Here is a 14,878-nt window from a genome sequence, read left to right as displayed (position 1 = left end):
CATTATAGCAGATATGTATTTTGACGATAGGAATAAATGAAAATAAACCCGTCTTCTTGAAGAAGACAGGTCTATTTGAACATGACTTATTCACCAAGTGAAGCTTGGATGAAGTCATGGAAAAGTGCTTGTGGACGTTCTGGACGCGAGATCAATTCTGGGTGGAATTGACACGCGACGAACCATTTGTGTTCTGGAATTTCGATGATCTCAACGAGACGACCGTCTGGGCTCGTACCTGAGAAGACCATGCCGTTTGCTTCGAACTGCTCGCGGAATTCGTTACCGAACTCATAACGGTGACGGTGACGTTCGTAGACGAGCTCGCTTGAGTACGCGGCACGTGCTTTCGTTCCATCTTCGAGTTTACATGGGTAGAGTCCGAGACGGAGTGTACCACCGAGGTCCTCGATGTCTTTTTGTTCTGGCAACAAGTCGATGATCGGGTATGGTGTCGCTGGGTCGATTTCCGCTGAGTGTGCGCCTTCAAGGTTGAGGACGTTACGTGCGAATTCGACTGTCGCGAGTTGCATCCCGAGACAGATACCGAAGAACGGTACGTTGTTCTCACGTGCGAAACGTGTCGCTTCGATTTTCCCTTCGATACCGCGTTCTCCGAATCCACCAGGAACGAGGATTCCGTCTGCTGAACCAAGTAATTCGTTGACGTTTTCGCGTGTCACGTCTTCTGCGTTGATCCAGTCGATTTCGATGTCACTGTTGAAGGCGAATCCAGCGTGTTTCAATGCTTCCGCGACCGAAATGTACGCATCGCGCAATTCGACGTATTTTCCGACGAGTGCGATCTTCGTCGTCTTCTCGAGGTGCGTCACTGTGTGAACGAGTTGTTTCCAAGCCGTCATGTCAGCAGCTGGCGTATCGAACTTGAAGTAGTCACAGACGAGTTGGTCCATGCCTTGGCGTTGTAAGTTGAGTGGTACTTCATAGAGTGTCGATGCATCTTGTGCTTCGATGACTGCTTCCGGACGTGTGTCACAGAAGAGAGCGATTTTATCTTTCATCTCTTGTGGGACTGGGTGCTCCGCACGTAAGACGATGATGTCTGGTTGAATACCGTAGCTACGGAGTTCTTTGACACTGTGTTGTGTCGGTTTCGTCTTGAGCTCACCTGCCGCTGCAAGATACGGAACGAGCGTACAGTGAACGTACATGACGTTTTCTTTCCCGATATCGTTTTTCACCTGACGAATGGCTTCGATGAACGGAAGCGATTCAATATCCCCTACTGTTCCACCAATCTCTGTGATGACGACGTCAGCGCCCGTTTCTTTTCCAGCACGGAAGACGCGATCCTTGATTTCGTTCGTGATGTGCGGAATGACTTGGACCGTTCCACCGTTGTAGTCGCCACGGCGTTCCTTCTTGAGGATCGTCGAGTAGATACGTCCAGACGTGACGTTCGCGTTCTGGCTCAAGTTGATGTCGATGAAACGCTCGTAGTGACCAAGGTCAAGGTCTGTCTCCGCGCCATCATCCGTGACGAACACTTCCCCGTGTTGATACGGGCTCATCGTACCTGGGTCGATGTTGATGTACGGATCGAATTTTTGGATCGTGACATTGAGGCCACGGTTTTTCAAGAGACGAGCGAGCGATGCAGCGGTGATCCCTTTACCGAGTGACGATACGACGCCACCTGTTACGAAAATATACTTTGTCATGTTAAATATTGCTCCCTTCTCTAATTCACATCTCAACAATACAGAGGTGGTAAAAACAAAAAAGCAAAAGTGCCCCCATTGGAATAGGAGACACTTTTGCTGAAATAAGCACGTTGCTTAAAGAAGCCCATGACTAACTTACGTCATTCGGAAAACTTCGTCAAGCCTAATTTTTCAAAGAAAAATTTCCGTGCTCGTTCGTCAGCCGTCAACGAAAAAACTGCCATTTCTATAGGGAAATAGCAGCTGTACAGTTGTGGTTGATCGTGCTTAGACTTCCTCTTCTTCTTCGAAGTCTTCTAAGTCTTCTTCGTCGAGATCATCATCGAGATCATCGATGGCTGCGACTTTTTTGAACGTATCATCGTCTTCGCTGTCGTCAGCTGAATCATAGTCCGCTGTCTTCGCGAATGTATCGAGATCGTCTTCGATCGTCTCGAACTCATCTTCTTCTGCATCATAGTTGAACTCTTCTTCAAACTCATCGAGTTCTCCACGTTGACGCGCTTCGATGACGAGATCCTCATCCGACTTATCGAACGGATACCAAGCGCGGAGTGACCAACGGTTTGCTCCGACGTTGACGAAGTTTCCGTCGATGTTCATGTCTGTATAGAGTTGAGCAAGTTTCTCGAACTTGTCTTCTTCATCTGTAAACGTATGGTACTTTTCGATTTCTGACGTGATGTCATCGAACGTGATTGGCTGTTCGCCAGCTTCTTGCAACATTTCGTTGACGAATTCGATCAGCGAAAGATCAGTAATCTCTTCTTTACTTAAACGGCTGAGGCTCATTGTGACGGCCACTTCCTTTCATTTGCGTTCAATCCATTACTTCTCATTATACGCAAAACGGCTTTTAAAAATCCAGTCTCTATTTAAAAAAAGCTCGAATTGATTCTCGATTCGTGTTTTTCCCACTCCCGAAAAAGGAATATCCAAGGGAGAAGAAGGAGGAATGACAGATGGAGATGACAATCGAACGGGTCAACGATTTTGATGACTTCAACTGGTTACCAATCTTATCAAAGAGTACACAGGAAGGCTATCCCTTCATCGAACGGATGCTACGTGAACGCCGAAATGAAACGTATCGAGAAGACGGAGAAGCAATGTTCGTCGTTTTGTCGCTCTCCGGTCACGTCATCGCGTGCGGGGGTTATATGAAACAAACCGACGCGATTGACGTCGGTCGGATTCGTCATGTCTATGTCTTACCGGAAATGCGACATCACGGTGTCGGTACGCAACTGCTTGAGAAAATCATCCCAGAAGCGCTGTTGACGTATTCCGAGCTCTGGCTCTATACGGACGATGCCAGTACATTTTATGAACGATTTGGTTTTGAGCCGTATACGGCAACTAAGGTGACACATCGACTTTTAAAGCATGCATTCGTCCAACCTTAAGTGTCTTGGATTGACATATCGAGAATCATCGATTAGTTTAAGCGTATGACAAATCAAGTGGATCTATTCAAGGCATTATCAAACGAGGTACGTCTTGATATCTTACGCTGGCTCAAGGATCCCGAGACTCATTTCAATAAGCCGACGGCCCATCTCGCGACGAATCTGTCGGACAAGGGAGGCATTTGCGTCGGAGATATCCAAGAGAAGGCGAACTTATCTCAATCGACCGTCTCCCAATATCTTGCGATGTTGCAAAAAGTCGGATTGCTCGAATCCGAACGTCACGGCAAATGGACGTATTACCGGCGAAATGAAGAAAAAATCCAGGAGCTCGCAGCGTACCTCAAAGGAGAACTTTGATCCGTTCTCCTTGCCTTACATATCGACATTTCTCGATATCTAGATTCGTGAAAGGATGAATTCTGTTGAAAATCGTGTATTACGTACTCGCGTTACTTGCGGGTATCGCTTTAAGTGTCGAAGGGGCCATCTATGGTGAGCTCGGGAACTTCGTCGGAAAACTCGAAAGTAGCTTTTATAATTTCTTCGCCGGTACGATCATCATTGGGCTGATCGTCCTCTTCTTCGGAAAAGGTTCACTCGGCTATACATTTCGCGCACCGAAATGGACCTTGCTCGGTGGTCTACTCGGTAGTATCTACTTGACGATCTTGATCATCAGCATCCCGCTCGTCGGTGTCGGTCTCGCCATGATCAGTGTCATCATCGGACAGATGATTGCCAGCATGGTCATCGAACATTACGGCTGGCTCGGTAGTCCGAAACGTCCGATCAATCGTGACAAGCTGACGGCTTCTGCTTTGATGCTCGTCGCTCTATTTTTCATCTTTTAAGGAGGTTCGCTCGTGAATATTCTATTACTCGGTTTTACATTACTCGGCGGCGTGATGCTGAGCGCCCAGTCCTCGATCAACGGTGCCTTCAGTCAAAAGGCAGGGGCTCTCGAAAGTACGTTCCTGACTTTTTTCACCGGAATGCTGATTCTCGCACTCGCCATCTTGTTCTTTGGTCAAGGGAACGTCTTGCTCTTGCTTGAAGCACCACGTTGGCAACTCAGTGCCGTCTTGTTTGGGGTCAGTTATCTCTTCCTGACGATTCTTGCTGTCCCGCAAATCGGTGTCACGGCAGCTAGTATCGCGACCGTCATCGGTCAACTCGCAGCAGGGATGGTCATCGACCACATCGGTGCATTCGGTGGCGTCGTCGTGCCGCTCGACGGAAAACGTCTGCTCGGTCTGCTTGCGATGCTTGCTGCGCTTTACTTCGTCTATCGCGGGAACACACGCAAAGACGTGTCCGCTTCATCTGATTCGATGGCATCGTGACGATTGTGCTCACGATTCGTTCACGCGCTTTCCTCAGGCGAGACACAAGCCAGTCTCGGCTGTCAGTGACAGCCGACACGGGTCTTGTTTGTCTCTGACAGCGCAATATCTTGCGCTTTTTCCTGTAGGAGTCGCGTGAACAACGTGAGTCCTACTGTTTCTCATGATCTGTCAAATAGAACATAAAAAAACCGAAATGCTGAAGTGGATCTACTTCAGCATTTCGGTTTTTTCGTGTCGAACGATCCGTTGATGAACGTGCAAGACGAAGACTCCTGTGGGAAAAGCGGAATGGGTGAGACCCCGTAGGCGCGAATGCGGCGAGGAGGCTCGCCTTCCGCCCGCGGAAAGCGAAGTCTTGCACGAGAATCAACACTTGTGTTTTATAAATACCTTATTGCCCCAGCTGTTGTCTCTTAAGTAAGCGCAACGCTTCCGTCGCGAGGCGATGATCCGCTTCCTGCGATAAACCGGAAACGGTGATCGTACCGACGACACCGACTCCTTCGATCCGAATCGGGAACGATCCACCGGCATCGGCATAATCAGCTGGCGAAACGGCATACATCGAGTGGTACGAGCGATGTTTACTTTCATTATACCGACGCATGTAGAGCGAGCTATAGCCATGCCGCAAGACGACGTTCGATTTCCGGCGGATCCACTCTTCCTGATCCGGTGCCGTACCGTCGAGCGCCGCGTAATATAAACGCTGTCCATTCCATTTGATTTCAACGGCGATCGATAAGTTCTCCTTCATCGCCCGTCCGATCAATTCATGCCCCATCCCGATCGCTTCCGCATTCGTCAGGGACGTCAGGACGAGTTCGTCCTCTTCCGCTAGCAACACCTTCAATTCTTCCATGCATCCCATTCCTTTCGTAAGAGGCGTCGTCCTTCATCACTGCTGATGCGCACTGCTTCAATCAGACGCATCGTTTTTTCAGCGTCGCGTAAATCGACAGGTACTCGTCCCCCGCGAAGTCCTTCCGCCAACTGTTCATAAAACGTCGCATAACTGCCTGGAAGTGTCGCGAGACGCTCGACTGGCTGATCAGCGATTTGAAGGTAACCGTAGGAATCTACTTCATCTTCACCGAGCTGTTCGTCCACCGGATGACCTTTCGCAAGCCGTCCTTCTTGTGGGTCCATTCCGTATTTAATGTAACTGCCGCGCGTCGCATGAAACTCGAAACGTGGTGTTGGTCCTTGAATGAAGGACGTCGAACGGAGAATGACACGACGCGTCCCGTAATGCAGCATGATGTGGAAACCATCATCGACGACAGCACCGTCACGTTGCAGGTAGACGTCGCCTGTGAGTGCATCCGGTTCTCCGAACAAAGCGAGTGCTTGATCGAGTAAGTGTGAGCCGAGATCAAACAGGATGCCGGCGCCACTTCCCGCTTGTTCCCGCCAGCGTTCCCGAACGACCGGGCGATAGCGATCAAAGCGTGATTCGATGACTTGCCAGTCGCCGATCTCGTTCATTTCCATCAATTGTTCAAGTGTCAGGAAGTCACCGTCAAAGCGACGATTTTGATAGACGGCGACTTGAACGCCGTGTTGTTTCGCTAACGTTTGCAGCGCCAGTGCTTCTTCGATCGTTACGACAGCCGGCTTTTCGAGTAAGACGTGCTTTTTTGCTTCAATCGCTTGTTTTGCCATTTCGAAATGGAGTGCCGTTGGTGTCGTGATGATGACGAGCTCCGTGTTCTCATCCTGTAAGGCTTCAGCAAGTGTCGCGACGACCGTCGCCTCACTGAAATAGCGCGCTACCTGTTCCGGTCGACTGGAGACGACTTGTGTCACTTCAAATGCCGGTAATGCCTGTAAGAACGGAACGTGGAACGTCACCGCTGAAAAGCCGAATCCGACGAGCGTTGTTTGAATCGGGTTCATGTTGTTTCCTCCTCTGTCACGTCGAGATTGACATGATAATGATCTAGTCGTTCTTGCCACGTTGCATCTGGTACTTGATCCGTAACGAGTACATCGATTTGCTCCCAGTCACAGACCTTATGCAAAAAACGCTTATTGAATTTCGTATGGTCTGCGAGGACGATGACACGGGTCGCACTTCGAATCATCGCTTTCTTTACGACCGCTTCTTCGAGTTGTTCCGCAAAAAGTCCTTCTTCCGTCAATCCACATGCTCCAAGAAAAACACAATCAACTTGATAATTCAGGATGTCGTCTGCCGTCTTGATCCCACTCAAGCTACGCGCATGCCGGTCGAAACGTCCTCCCGTGACGTACAGCTCAATATCCGTGCGAGCTCCGACATAGTCTGCGATATCGAGGGAGTTCGTGATGACTTGTAGTGGATAAGGCGGAAGTGCTCGTGCCATCTCAGATACCGTCGTTGCAGCGTCGAGCAATAAGCGATCGTTCGCTTGGACGTGACGCGCTGCACGCTGCCCGATCCGCCGTTTTTCCGGTTTCTCTGTCCGCTGTTCATACGCAAGCGTTCCGCCAGCGCGGACTAATCCATTCTTAACGCGAATGATCTCCCCTTCTTGTTCGAGGGCGATGACGTCGCGACGTGCAGTATCCCGTGAAATCTGATACTCCTGCATCAATTGATCGAGCGAAATTTCAGGACTCGTCTTGATCCATTCCCGCATCTGTTGCAACCGTTCGATTTGCCCCATCGATTCCTGCCTCCTTTTTTCTTTATATTAAGTTTTTTCATTACAATATGCAATTTTAATGCAAATAGTTCAACAGTAATTCGGGTAAATAATAGAAGACAACTACTTTCAGAACGGAGGAATAGATATGCAAACGATGTTGATCACGGGTGCTTCTTCCGGTATCGGTCTTGCGACGGCGCGGCGATTCGCAGACGCCGGATGGTTCGTCTACGCTGGTGTCCGGAGTCCAGACGAAATGACCGTGTCATTACCGACGCTTACCTTCTTGCCGCTCGATGTGACGGATGAAACAAGCGTGAAAGCAGCCGTTCGTCAAATTGAACAAGAAGTCGAACATCTCGACGTCGTGTTCTGTAATGCCGGTCATGGTTTGCTGCGCGCACTCGGTCAAGCGACGAGTTATGAAATCAAGCAACTCTTCGAAACGAACGTCTTCGGTGTCATCCGAACGATCGAAGCTTGTCTCCCCTTACTCAAACAAGCACCGGACGGTAGTCACTTACTTGCGACTTCAAGCGTCAGTGGTCTCGTCGGTCAACCGATGAATGAACTGTATTGTGCCAGTAAGTTTGCGATCGAAGGGCTGTTCGAAAGTCTTGCGACCTACTATAAACCGTACTTCAACATCGACGTCACCCTGATTGAACCAGCCGCCGTCGAGACGAACTTTACCGCAACTGTGCTCGATCAACTCGAACGGACGGGCGGCTTACACGAAGACGACTTCAAACCGATCATCACGGCCTATTTGCAGACGTATCGGACGCGACATGCCGATCGCCAATCGGCAGAAGCTCTGGCTGAGGTGATCTTCGAGGTCGTCCACCGTGACGAACGTCCGTTACGGATCCGGACGACAGAAGCCGATGAACATTTCGTCGCCCATAAGACACATCATGATCCGTCAGGTCTCGAAGGGATCGCCAAAATACGACGGCTGACATTAAATCTCGACTGATTTCCCTTTTTTTGAAATTTCAATCCGCCTAAGTAATCTTCGCCCACTATACTGAGACTATCTACCTAAAAATTATCTAGAAGGGCGGAACGCCATGCCATCCTTGTTTCTTTTTACGATCGTCTATCTGATTCCGACCTTCATCATGTTCTACATGTCGATTGATATATTTTTACGCAATCCATCACGTCCGCAACACCGACTGCTTAGCTTATTCACGTTCGCTTACGGGATGTTGTTCCTTGGTGAATTTTTCCGGAATGCCTCCCCGATCGAGTTTAGTCCGGCATTCGTGACCTACTGGTTCGGAAATGCTGGTCTGATCGTCTTCAGTACATCGCTCCACTTCATCTTTCGCGTCTCGAATTTGTGGAAACGAATGCCACGCTTACTGTACCCATGGATCTTCTATCTGCCGATGGGCGTCGTGTTGACGACATACGTCTTCCAGACGAACGTCATCAACAGTCAGCAATTCACACAGGTCGGACAGTTCATCTACCCTGAATTCAACACACAATATCTAGTGACGATGACGATCGGGAACATCTTCCATCTCCTCGTCATCAGTCTGCTCGTGTACGCACGGACACACTTGAAAGATGCGCGTCGTGGCATTATCAATGTCTTACTCAGTGTCGCGATTCTCGTTCTCGCGTGGGATATCGTCTTCGGCTACTGGTCGTTCTACGGCATCATGCCACCGTATGCCTATATGTATGGCGGTTTGTTCTGGGCAGGAGCACTGGCAATCGCAATGCGCCGATTCGATTATCTCGCGTCCTATCAGAAGCGTTTCGCGACGCTCTACAATTTGAATCCTTCGGCAATCCTGCTGCTCGACCGGGATGGACGAATCGAGAGTGCCAACCCAGCCGCTCATCGGCTGTTTGAGACCGATGACTTAACGGCATGTACGTTTTCGACCTACTTGCCGGATAAAAAACAAGCCGATTGGTCGCTGCATTATATGACGCACTTTTTATCGCAACGTAAGTTCAATGAATTCGAGACGAAGATTTTGACAGCACAACAACAAGAACGCTACGTCGTCATGGATGCCGATTTCGTCTTCATCGAACAAGAGCTGCACGGGATGTTGTTGATTCGTGATATCCAGTCCTTCAAGGAGGCCGAGCAGACGATTCGTTTCTTCGCCTACCACGATCCGTTGACGAAGATTGCGAATCGCCGGAGCTTTTATGAACGTGCGGCGCAAGAGTTACTCGAGCTTGATCATATAGCGATCATCGTCGTCGACCTCGACGGTTTCAAAGCGATCAACGATACGTATGGACATCAAATCGGTGACGCCTTCTTGATTCATATCGCTCGCCTACTAGAACATCATGCGGAACAGAATGGGTTCGCTGCCCGTGTCGGTGGCGACGAATTCTTCTTACTCTATCGTCATCCGTCTGTCGCTATACTCCATGCCTATGCTGCGAACCTGTTGACGTACTTGCAAGACAACCCTTACCGGTTCGCTGAAGAAACCATCGAAATCCGAACGAGCATCGGACTCAGTTACTCACCCAATCATGGCGTCGATCTCGACACGCTGATTCAGCATGCTGACCAAGCGATGTATCGTGTCAAACATGCTGGAAAGAACGATTATTTCATTCATGATACGATGGACTCGACGCAACGATCCTAAAGGAGAGATTCCATGATTTCTGTACTGACGATTTTTTCACGCTTATTCAAGGGATTGCGCCGCGCCTTTCACTTATCTTACTTTCGTGGTCTATTGATTCTCTGCCTGTTGACGCTCGTCTCCGGTACGATCTTCTATAGCACGGAAGAAAACCTGTCGATAGTGGATGCACTTTACTTTTGTATCACGACATTAAGTACGGTTGGGCATCCAACGTTCGTTCCGACGACGACGCTCGGTAAGGTCTTTACGATGGCATACATCACGATTGGCTGCGGGCTGTTCTTAACACTGATTGCCACGTTATCGTATGTCCTGATTAAACAACCGGAGGATGAATAAGGGGGAATGATCCATGCGCCAAGCTGCCATCCAAAATAACTTCGATTGGTGTCGCCTCGTCTGTGAGTCAGCCGGTTGCCGGGTGACAGAAACTGATTCGACCTGGCACGCTCAAGGAAACGTACCAAGCTATTATCCGGAACTGATGGTCCGGCTTCCCCATCAGCGAATTGGTGTCACGGATGTCTACAGTATCAAGGACTGCACGGCAAGCTATGATTTCTCGAGTGCCGGTCTCAGTCATCTGTTCACAGCGGAATGGATGACCCGCCCTGCCATACTCGATCGCCGTGCTCTTCCCGTCGATTGGTCCGTCGTGACGGATCTCGATCAGTTCGCTCGCTTCCAGTCGATCCAGGTAACACCGGAGTTGCCCACAACGTTATGGCAACATCCCGCTGTCCGATTCTTCTATTCGGAGGCGCAACAAGCAAGTTGCATCGCCTACTCGAATCAAGTGACGACCGGACTGACGTACGTCAATTCCGATTACCTCGACGAACGCTTATGGGATGATATCGCACGTTTGAGTTCAGCACATTTTCCCGGTCAATCGCTCGTCGGTTACGAGTATGGCGATCACCTGATCACAGCGCTTGAAGCCGGCTTTGACGACGTTGGTCCACTCGCGATCTGGATTCGCACGACGCATGATCACACATGAAAAAACCGAACCGATTCCCTTCCTCTTGACGAAGATGAATCGGTTCGGTTTTTTTTACATCAAGCGGCTAATGAATGCCGTTGCAATCCCGAAGTAGACGAGGAGCGATAAGATATCGTTCAACGTTGTGATCAATGGTCCGGATGCGATTGCTGGGTCAATCTTTAGGCGATGTAAGATGAGCGGAATGATCGTTCCAGCAAGTGTCCCGAAGATCAACGTGATGACGAGCGAACTGCCGACGACAAGACCTAAGACGGCACTCCCTTGCCAGACGTAGGCAATGATGGCGATCAAGATACCACAAATGACACCAATGATTAAACCAACCCAGAGCTCCCGTAGGATCAACCGAGTCGCGACCCGCTTATCGACTTCACGCGTGATCAATCCGCGGACGACAACCGCGAGCGATTGGGTACCAGTATTTCCGGTCATACCAGCAATCATCGGCATGAAGAAGGCGAGCGCGACGACTTTTGAGAGCGTCTCTTCGAACTGACTGATGATTGATCCGGAGACGAGCCCGATGAACAGTAGCAAGACGAGCCACGGTAAGCGACGGGTCGCAGCAATCCACGGCTTCGTCTCGAAATCAATCGATTTACCGGATGCCGAGAGTTTCTCGATGTCTTCGTTTGCTTCTTCCCGTAAGACGTCAAGCGCATCATCGACCGTGATCAATCCAACGAGAATGTCGCCCTCGACGACGGGTAACGAGACGAGATCATAGCGTTCGAACAATTGCGCGACTTCTTCTTGGTCGGTCTCTGCCGCTACCCGAATCACCTTCGTCTCCATGACGTCACTAATCCGTTCCGTGTTTTCAGCTAAGATGACATCCCGGTATGAGATGACACCAACGAGTTCACTGAGTTGATTGACGACGTAGACATAGTTGATCGTCTCCGAATATTCGATGTAGTCGCGCATCTTCTCGACTGTCTCACCGACCGTGAAATCCTCTCCGACCCAGATGAACCGGTTCGTCATCAAGCGCCCTGCCGTTTCCGGTGGATACGTCAAGAGATTGCGGACGATCAGAGCCTCGTCCGTCCGCATGCTTCCAAGCAAGCGGTCGGTCTCTTCCGGTCCAAGTTCCTCGAGTAAATCCGCGACGTCATCGTTCTCCATTAAATCGAGGACGTGCCCGGCACGCTCGACGTCTAAACGACGTAAGACGGCGAGACGTTGCTCCCCTTCGAGCTCCTCGAGGACATCCGCCAATCGCTCGTGATCCAGATAGTCGAGGAGTCGTGCCTGATCGTCTTCGCCCAACTCTTCATACACTTGCGCGATATCATACGGATAGACCTCTTCGATGACTTGCTGTGCTTGCTCCCGCTTTTCCTTCGCGAGCGCATCGAGCAATAACCACTTCCATTGTTGTTCTGCTGTCTGACGCAATCTCCTCACCCCCATTACGATTCTGCCTTTTCATCTTAGCACGAGTTGATTCGCGATCGATATCGAAAAACAGTTGACATCTGTTTCCTACGGCTTTAAAGTTTGCCTTAAGGAAACATTATTTGTAGACCGAATCTTTATCCAGTAATTGGAGTTAAAATTTTTACCCTATTTTTTGCCCTAAGGAAACTTTCCTTCTATACACCACAAAACCAAAGGAGTGATCATTCATGTACGCCCTTGACGTTGATCGTCTCACCGTCTCTTATTTTGATACCCATGCACTCGACGGAGTGTCCGTTCGCCTCCCGGTCGCTTCGTTGATTGGCATCATCGGACCGAACGGTGCTGGTAAATCCACATTCTTAAAAGCCGTCCTCGGTCTGATCCCGGCTCGTATCGAGCAGTTACGCGTGCTCGACCAATCACTCGAAGACGTCCGGTCACGCGTCGCTTATGTCCCACAACGAAGTGCAATTGATTGGGATTTCCCGGTTCGTGTGCAGGATGTCGTGTTGATGGGCTGTTATCCGAAGCTCGGCTTATTCAAACGACCATCGAAAGCACAAAAAGCGTTCGCCATGGATTGTCTCGAACGCGTCGGTATGTCCGATCATGCTGAACGCCAAATCGGTGAACTGTCAGGCGGACAGCAACAACGGGTCTTTCTGGCGCGTGCCCTTGCCCAAGAAGCAGAGCTACTATTGCTGGACGAACCGTTCGTCGGCATCGATGTCGCGAGTGAGCAGATGATCATCGAGCTCTTACGGACACTCCGAGCCGAAGGGCGGACGATTGTCGTCGTCCACCATGATTTGCATAAAGCAGAAGACTACTTCGACACATTGATGCTGTTGAACAAACAACTAATCGCTGTCGGTCCGCCGTCTGATATCTTGACACCGGAATGGCTCGAACCAGCGTATGGCTTACCGCTATTCGAACGACGCAAGGAGGGACGAGGATGACGTTCATCGAGGCATTACTTCAGTATGAATTCTTACAAAAAGCGATGATCACCGCCGTCATGGTCGGCATCATCTGTGGTGTGATCGGCTGTTTCATCATCCTTCGCGGAATGTCGTTGATGGGGGATGCAATCTCGCACGCCGTTTTACCTGGTGTTGCGATTTCCTATCTACTCGGAATCAACTTCCTGATCGGTGCTGTCGTGACGGGTCTCGTGACCGCACTCGGAATCGGCTTCGTTAGCCAGAACAGTCGCATCAAGAACGATACGGCAATCGGAATCATGTTCACATCCGCCTTCGCCCTCGGGATCATCCTGATTTCGTTCTTGCGTAGCAGTAGCGATCTCTATCACATTCTGTTTGGTAACGTCCTCGCGGTCCGTCCGAGCGACATGTGGATGACCGTCATCATCGGATTGATCGTCCTCGGTGGAATCTTCTTGTTCTACAAAGAGTTGCTGATCAGCTCGTTTGATCCGACGATGGCGCAAGCCTATGGACTATCGACGCGTTGGATTCATTACGGACTGATGACGTTACTAACACTCGTCACCGTCGCTTCACTTCAGACCGTCGGCATCATCCTCGTCGTCGCGATGCTGATCACACCGGCAGCGACCGCGTATTTACTGACGAACCGCCTCTCACGGATGCTGTTCCTAGCGGGAGGCTTCGGTACGTTGTCCGCCATCATCGGACTGTATTTCAGCTTTACCTATGATCTATCTTCCGGTGCGTCGATCGTCCTCGTCGCGACGACGTTGTTCGCCCTCGTCTTCGTCTTCTCACCACGTCACGGTCTGATGCGTCACCGGAAACGAAAGGAGTCTACTGTATGAAAGTAAAACTTTTTCTGTTCGTCCTCCTCAGCACGGTCTTGCTTGCTGCTTGTTCGACACCTGCAGAAGATAACGGGAAGCTGAAGGTCGTTGCGACATATTCGATTCTCGCTGACCTCGCACGTGAGGTCGGTGGTGAACATGTCGATGTCCACAGCATGGTCAAGATCGGGGCAAACCCGCACGAGTATGATCCACTTCCGGCAGACGTACAAGCGATGGCAGATGCTGACGTCGTCTTCTACAACGGGTTGAACCTGGAAGCCGGCGGTGCGTGGTTCGATAAACTCCGGGCAACGACTGGCAAAGACGCGTCTGACGCACCAGTCTATCGTTTAAGCAAAGGCGTCGAACCGAAATACCTGACGACGAAGGGCAAAGAATCGGAGACTGATCCGCATGCGTGGCTCGATATAAGCAATGGGATTCGCTACGTCGAAAACGTCAAGCAGGCATTAATCAAGGAAGATCCGAAGCACAAAGCCGACTACGAAAAAAATGCCGATGCCTATATTAAAAAATTGCAGACGCTTAATCAGGAAGCGAAAAAGCAGTTTGCCGCTATTCCGAAAGCAGAACGTCATCTCGTCACGAGCGAAGGAGCCTTCAAATACTTCGGAACTGCCTATGACGTCAAAGCGGATTATATTTGGGAGATCAACTCAGATAATCAAGGAACTCCGGCTCAAGTCCGCCGGATCGTCGATACGATCAAGGAGCAAGATATGCCTGTCCTGTTCGTCGAAACGAGCGTCGATCGGCGGAGCATGGAAACCGTCTCAAGGGAGACTGGTGTTCCGATCGGTGGTACTCTCTTCACCGACTCACTCGGTGCACCGGGTAAGGATGGCGACACCTACTACAGCATGATGCAAGCAAACATCGAGACGATCACGGAAGCACTCGCCAAGTAAGCGTCAACAAATCGTCACGCCTTCTC

The 14,878-nt window shown here is 50.2% G+C and carries 17 protein-coding genes; 11 read left to right on the top strand and 6 right to left on the bottom strand.

Annotated features, from left to right (window positions below; genetic code table 11):
* Window positions 1–86: 86 nt before the first annotated feature.
* Entirely contained in the window at window positions 87–1,682 is a 1,596-nt protein-coding gene (locus KNQ14_RS00310) for a CTP synthase (RefSeq protein WP_023469561.1), read from the bottom strand.
* A 270-nt stretch (window positions 1,683–1,952) separates the two neighbouring features.
* Complete coding sequence (gene rpoE / locus KNQ14_RS00305; protein ID WP_235609843.1) at window positions 1,953–2,489, bottom strand: DNA-directed RNA polymerase subunit delta; 537 nt, start codon at window positions 2,487–2,489, stop codon at window positions 1,953–1,955.
* Window positions 2,490–2,647: 158 nt separating this feature from the next.
* On the opposite strand from rpoE, the gene KNQ14_RS00300 reads away from it, so the two are divergent.
* The 4 genes from KNQ14_RS00300 (at window position 2,648) to KNQ14_RS00285 (ending at window position 4,440) form a co-directional block, all read left to right on the top strand.
* Window positions 2,648–3,091 carry a GNAT family N-acetyltransferase gene (locus tag KNQ14_RS00300; RefSeq protein ID WP_023469563.1) on the top strand — a complete coding sequence of 148 codons (444 nt, stop codon included), beginning with the start codon at window positions 2,648–2,650 and terminating at the stop codon, window positions 3,089–3,091.
* A 45-nt stretch (window positions 3,092–3,136) separates the two neighbouring features.
* Window positions 3,137–3,454 (top strand): ArsR/SmtB family transcription factor, encoded by a 318-nt coding sequence (locus KNQ14_RS00295; protein WP_023469564.1) that lies wholly within the window; start codon window positions 3,137–3,139, stop codon window positions 3,452–3,454.
* Window positions 3,455–3,519: 65 nt separating this feature from the next.
* Window positions 3,520–3,948 (top strand): DMT family transporter, encoded by a 429-nt coding sequence (locus tag KNQ14_RS00290; protein WP_149427945.1) that lies wholly within the window; start codon window positions 3,520–3,522, stop codon window positions 3,946–3,948.
* A 12-nt stretch (window positions 3,949–3,960) separates the two neighbouring features.
* On the top strand, window positions 3,961–4,440 hold the full coding sequence (locus tag KNQ14_RS00285; RefSeq protein WP_035395771.1) for a DMT family transporter: 480 nt from the start codon (window positions 3,961–3,963) through the stop codon (window positions 4,438–4,440).
* 394 nt (window positions 4,441–4,834) lie between these two features.
* Here the strand turns inward: KNQ14_RS00285 and KNQ14_RS00280 are convergent, their stop codons facing one another.
* From KNQ14_RS00280 to KNQ14_RS00270, 3 genes are read right to left on the bottom strand one after another with little or no spacing between them, the layout of a single operon-like run.
* Complete coding sequence (locus KNQ14_RS00280) at window positions 4,835–5,305, bottom strand: heme-degrading domain-containing protein (RefSeq protein WP_214859186.1); 471 nt, start codon at window positions 5,303–5,305, stop codon at window positions 4,835–4,837.
* Window positions 5,293–6,342 carry a Gfo/Idh/MocA family oxidoreductase gene (locus KNQ14_RS00275; protein WP_214859184.1) on the bottom strand — a complete coding sequence of 350 codons (1,050 nt, stop codon included), beginning with the start codon at window positions 6,340–6,342 and terminating at the stop codon, window positions 5,293–5,295. The genes KNQ14_RS00280 and KNQ14_RS00275 overlap by 13 nt, the downstream gene beginning before the upstream one ends.
* Window positions 6,339–7,094, bottom strand: coding sequence for a DeoR/GlpR family DNA-binding transcription regulator (locus tag KNQ14_RS00270; protein WP_214858482.1), 756 nt, complete (start codon window positions 7,092–7,094; stop codon window positions 6,339–6,341). The genes KNQ14_RS00275 and KNQ14_RS00270 overlap by 4 nt, the downstream gene beginning before the upstream one ends.
* Window positions 7,095–7,221: 127 nt before the next feature.
* Here KNQ14_RS00270 and KNQ14_RS00265 point away from each other — a divergent pair, with 127 nt between their 5' ends.
* From KNQ14_RS00265 to KNQ14_RS00250, 4 genes are all read left to right on the top strand, one after another.
* Window positions 7,222–8,055 (top strand): SDR family oxidoreductase, encoded by an 834-nt coding sequence (locus KNQ14_RS00265; protein ID WP_055969361.1) that lies wholly within the window; start codon window positions 7,222–7,224, stop codon window positions 8,053–8,055.
* Between the two features lie 94 nt (window positions 8,056–8,149).
* Window positions 8,150–9,715, top strand: coding sequence for a sensor domain-containing diguanylate cyclase (locus tag KNQ14_RS00260; protein WP_055969363.1), 1,566 nt, complete (start codon window positions 8,150–8,152; stop codon window positions 9,713–9,715).
* A gap of 12 nt (window positions 9,716–9,727) precedes the next feature.
* Complete coding sequence (locus KNQ14_RS00255) at window positions 9,728–10,057, top strand: potassium channel family protein (RefSeq protein WP_023469572.1); 330 nt, start codon at window positions 9,728–9,730, stop codon at window positions 10,055–10,057.
* Between the two features lie 13 nt (window positions 10,058–10,070).
* A complete protein-coding gene (locus KNQ14_RS00250; RefSeq protein ID WP_055969367.1) occupies window positions 10,071–10,721 on the top strand; it encodes a hypothetical protein in 651 nt (216 codons plus the stop codon).
* A 54-nt stretch (window positions 10,722–10,775) separates the two neighbouring features.
* Here the strand turns inward: KNQ14_RS00250 and mgtE are convergent, their stop codons facing one another.
* Entirely contained in the window at window positions 10,776–12,128 is a 1,353-nt protein-coding gene (mgtE, locus tag KNQ14_RS00245; RefSeq protein ID WP_023469574.1) for a magnesium transporter, read from the bottom strand.
* Window positions 12,129–12,358: 230 nt separating this feature from the next.
* Between mgtE and KNQ14_RS00240 the strand changes: the two genes are divergently transcribed.
* Genes KNQ14_RS00240 through KNQ14_RS00230 form a run of 3 tightly spaced genes read left to right on the top strand, consistent with a single transcriptional unit; the run spans window position 12,359 to window position 14,852 of the window.
* Complete coding sequence (locus tag KNQ14_RS00240) at window positions 12,359–13,096, top strand: metal ABC transporter ATP-binding protein (protein WP_055969370.1); 738 nt, start codon at window positions 12,359–12,361, stop codon at window positions 13,094–13,096.
* Window positions 13,093–13,938: a metal ABC transporter permease gene (locus tag KNQ14_RS00235; protein WP_214859182.1), complete on the top strand. Its 846-nt coding sequence runs from the start codon at window positions 13,093–13,095 to the stop codon at window positions 13,936–13,938. Before KNQ14_RS00240 ends, KNQ14_RS00235 begins: the two co-directional genes overlap by 4 nt.
* On the top strand, window positions 13,935–14,852 hold the full coding sequence (locus tag KNQ14_RS00230) for a metal ABC transporter substrate-binding protein (protein WP_214859180.1): 918 nt from the start codon (window positions 13,935–13,937) through the stop codon (window positions 14,850–14,852). Before KNQ14_RS00235 ends, KNQ14_RS00230 begins: the two co-directional genes overlap by 4 nt.
* The last annotated feature ends 26 nt before the right edge of the window (window positions 14,853–14,878 follow it).

It is taken from the genome of Exiguobacterium sp. s161, from assembly GCF_018619045.1.
In the GTDB taxonomy this organism is placed as follows: Bacteria; Bacillota; Bacilli; order Exiguobacteriales; family Exiguobacteriaceae; genus Exiguobacterium_A; species Exiguobacterium_A indicum.
This window is presented reverse-complemented; position numbering and strand designations above follow the sequence as displayed.

Bases quoted from the DNA above. Each gene is read 5' to 3' on its own strand.
- KNQ14_RS00310 (WP_023469561.1), bottom strand. From the start codon at position 1,682: ATGACAAAGTATATTTTCGTAACAGGTGGCGTCGTATCGTCACTCGGT.
- KNQ14_RS00300 (WP_023469563.1), top strand. From the start codon at position 2,648: ATGGAGATGACAATCGAACGGGTCAACGATTTTGATGACTTCAACTGG.
- KNQ14_RS00295 (WP_023469564.1), top strand. From the start codon at position 3,137: ATGACAAATCAAGTGGATCTATTCAAGGCATTATCAAACGAGGTACGT.
- KNQ14_RS00280 (WP_214859186.1), bottom strand. From the start codon at position 5,305: ATGGAAGAATTGAAGGTGTTGCTAGCGGAAGAGGACGAACTCGTCCTG.
- KNQ14_RS00275 (WP_214859184.1), bottom strand. From the start codon at position 6,342: ATGAACCCGATTCAAACAACGCTCGTCGGATTCGGCTTTTCAGCGGTG.
- KNQ14_RS00270 (WP_214858482.1), bottom strand. From the start codon at position 7,094: ATGGGGCAAATCGAACGGTTGCAACAGATGCGGGAATGGATCAAGACG.
- KNQ14_RS00265 (WP_055969361.1), top strand. From the start codon at position 7,222: ATGCAAACGATGTTGATCACGGGTGCTTCTTCCGGTATCGGTCTTGCG.
- KNQ14_RS00260 (WP_055969363.1), top strand. From the start codon at position 8,150: ATGCCATCCTTGTTTCTTTTTACGATCGTCTATCTGATTCCGACCTTC.
- KNQ14_RS00255 (WP_023469572.1), top strand. From the start codon at position 9,728: ATGATTTCTGTACTGACGATTTTTTCACGCTTATTCAAGGGATTGCGC.
- KNQ14_RS00250 (WP_055969367.1), top strand. From the start codon at position 10,071: ATGCGCCAAGCTGCCATCCAAAATAACTTCGATTGGTGTCGCCTCGTC.
- KNQ14_RS00240 (WP_055969370.1), top strand. From the start codon at position 12,359: ATGTACGCCCTTGACGTTGATCGTCTCACCGTCTCTTATTTTGATACC.
- KNQ14_RS00235 (WP_214859182.1), top strand. From the start codon at position 13,093: ATGACGTTCATCGAGGCATTACTTCAGTATGAATTCTTACAAAAAGCG.
- KNQ14_RS00230 (WP_214859180.1), top strand. From the start codon at position 13,935: ATGAAAGTAAAACTTTTTCTGTTCGTCCTCCTCAGCACGGTCTTGCTT.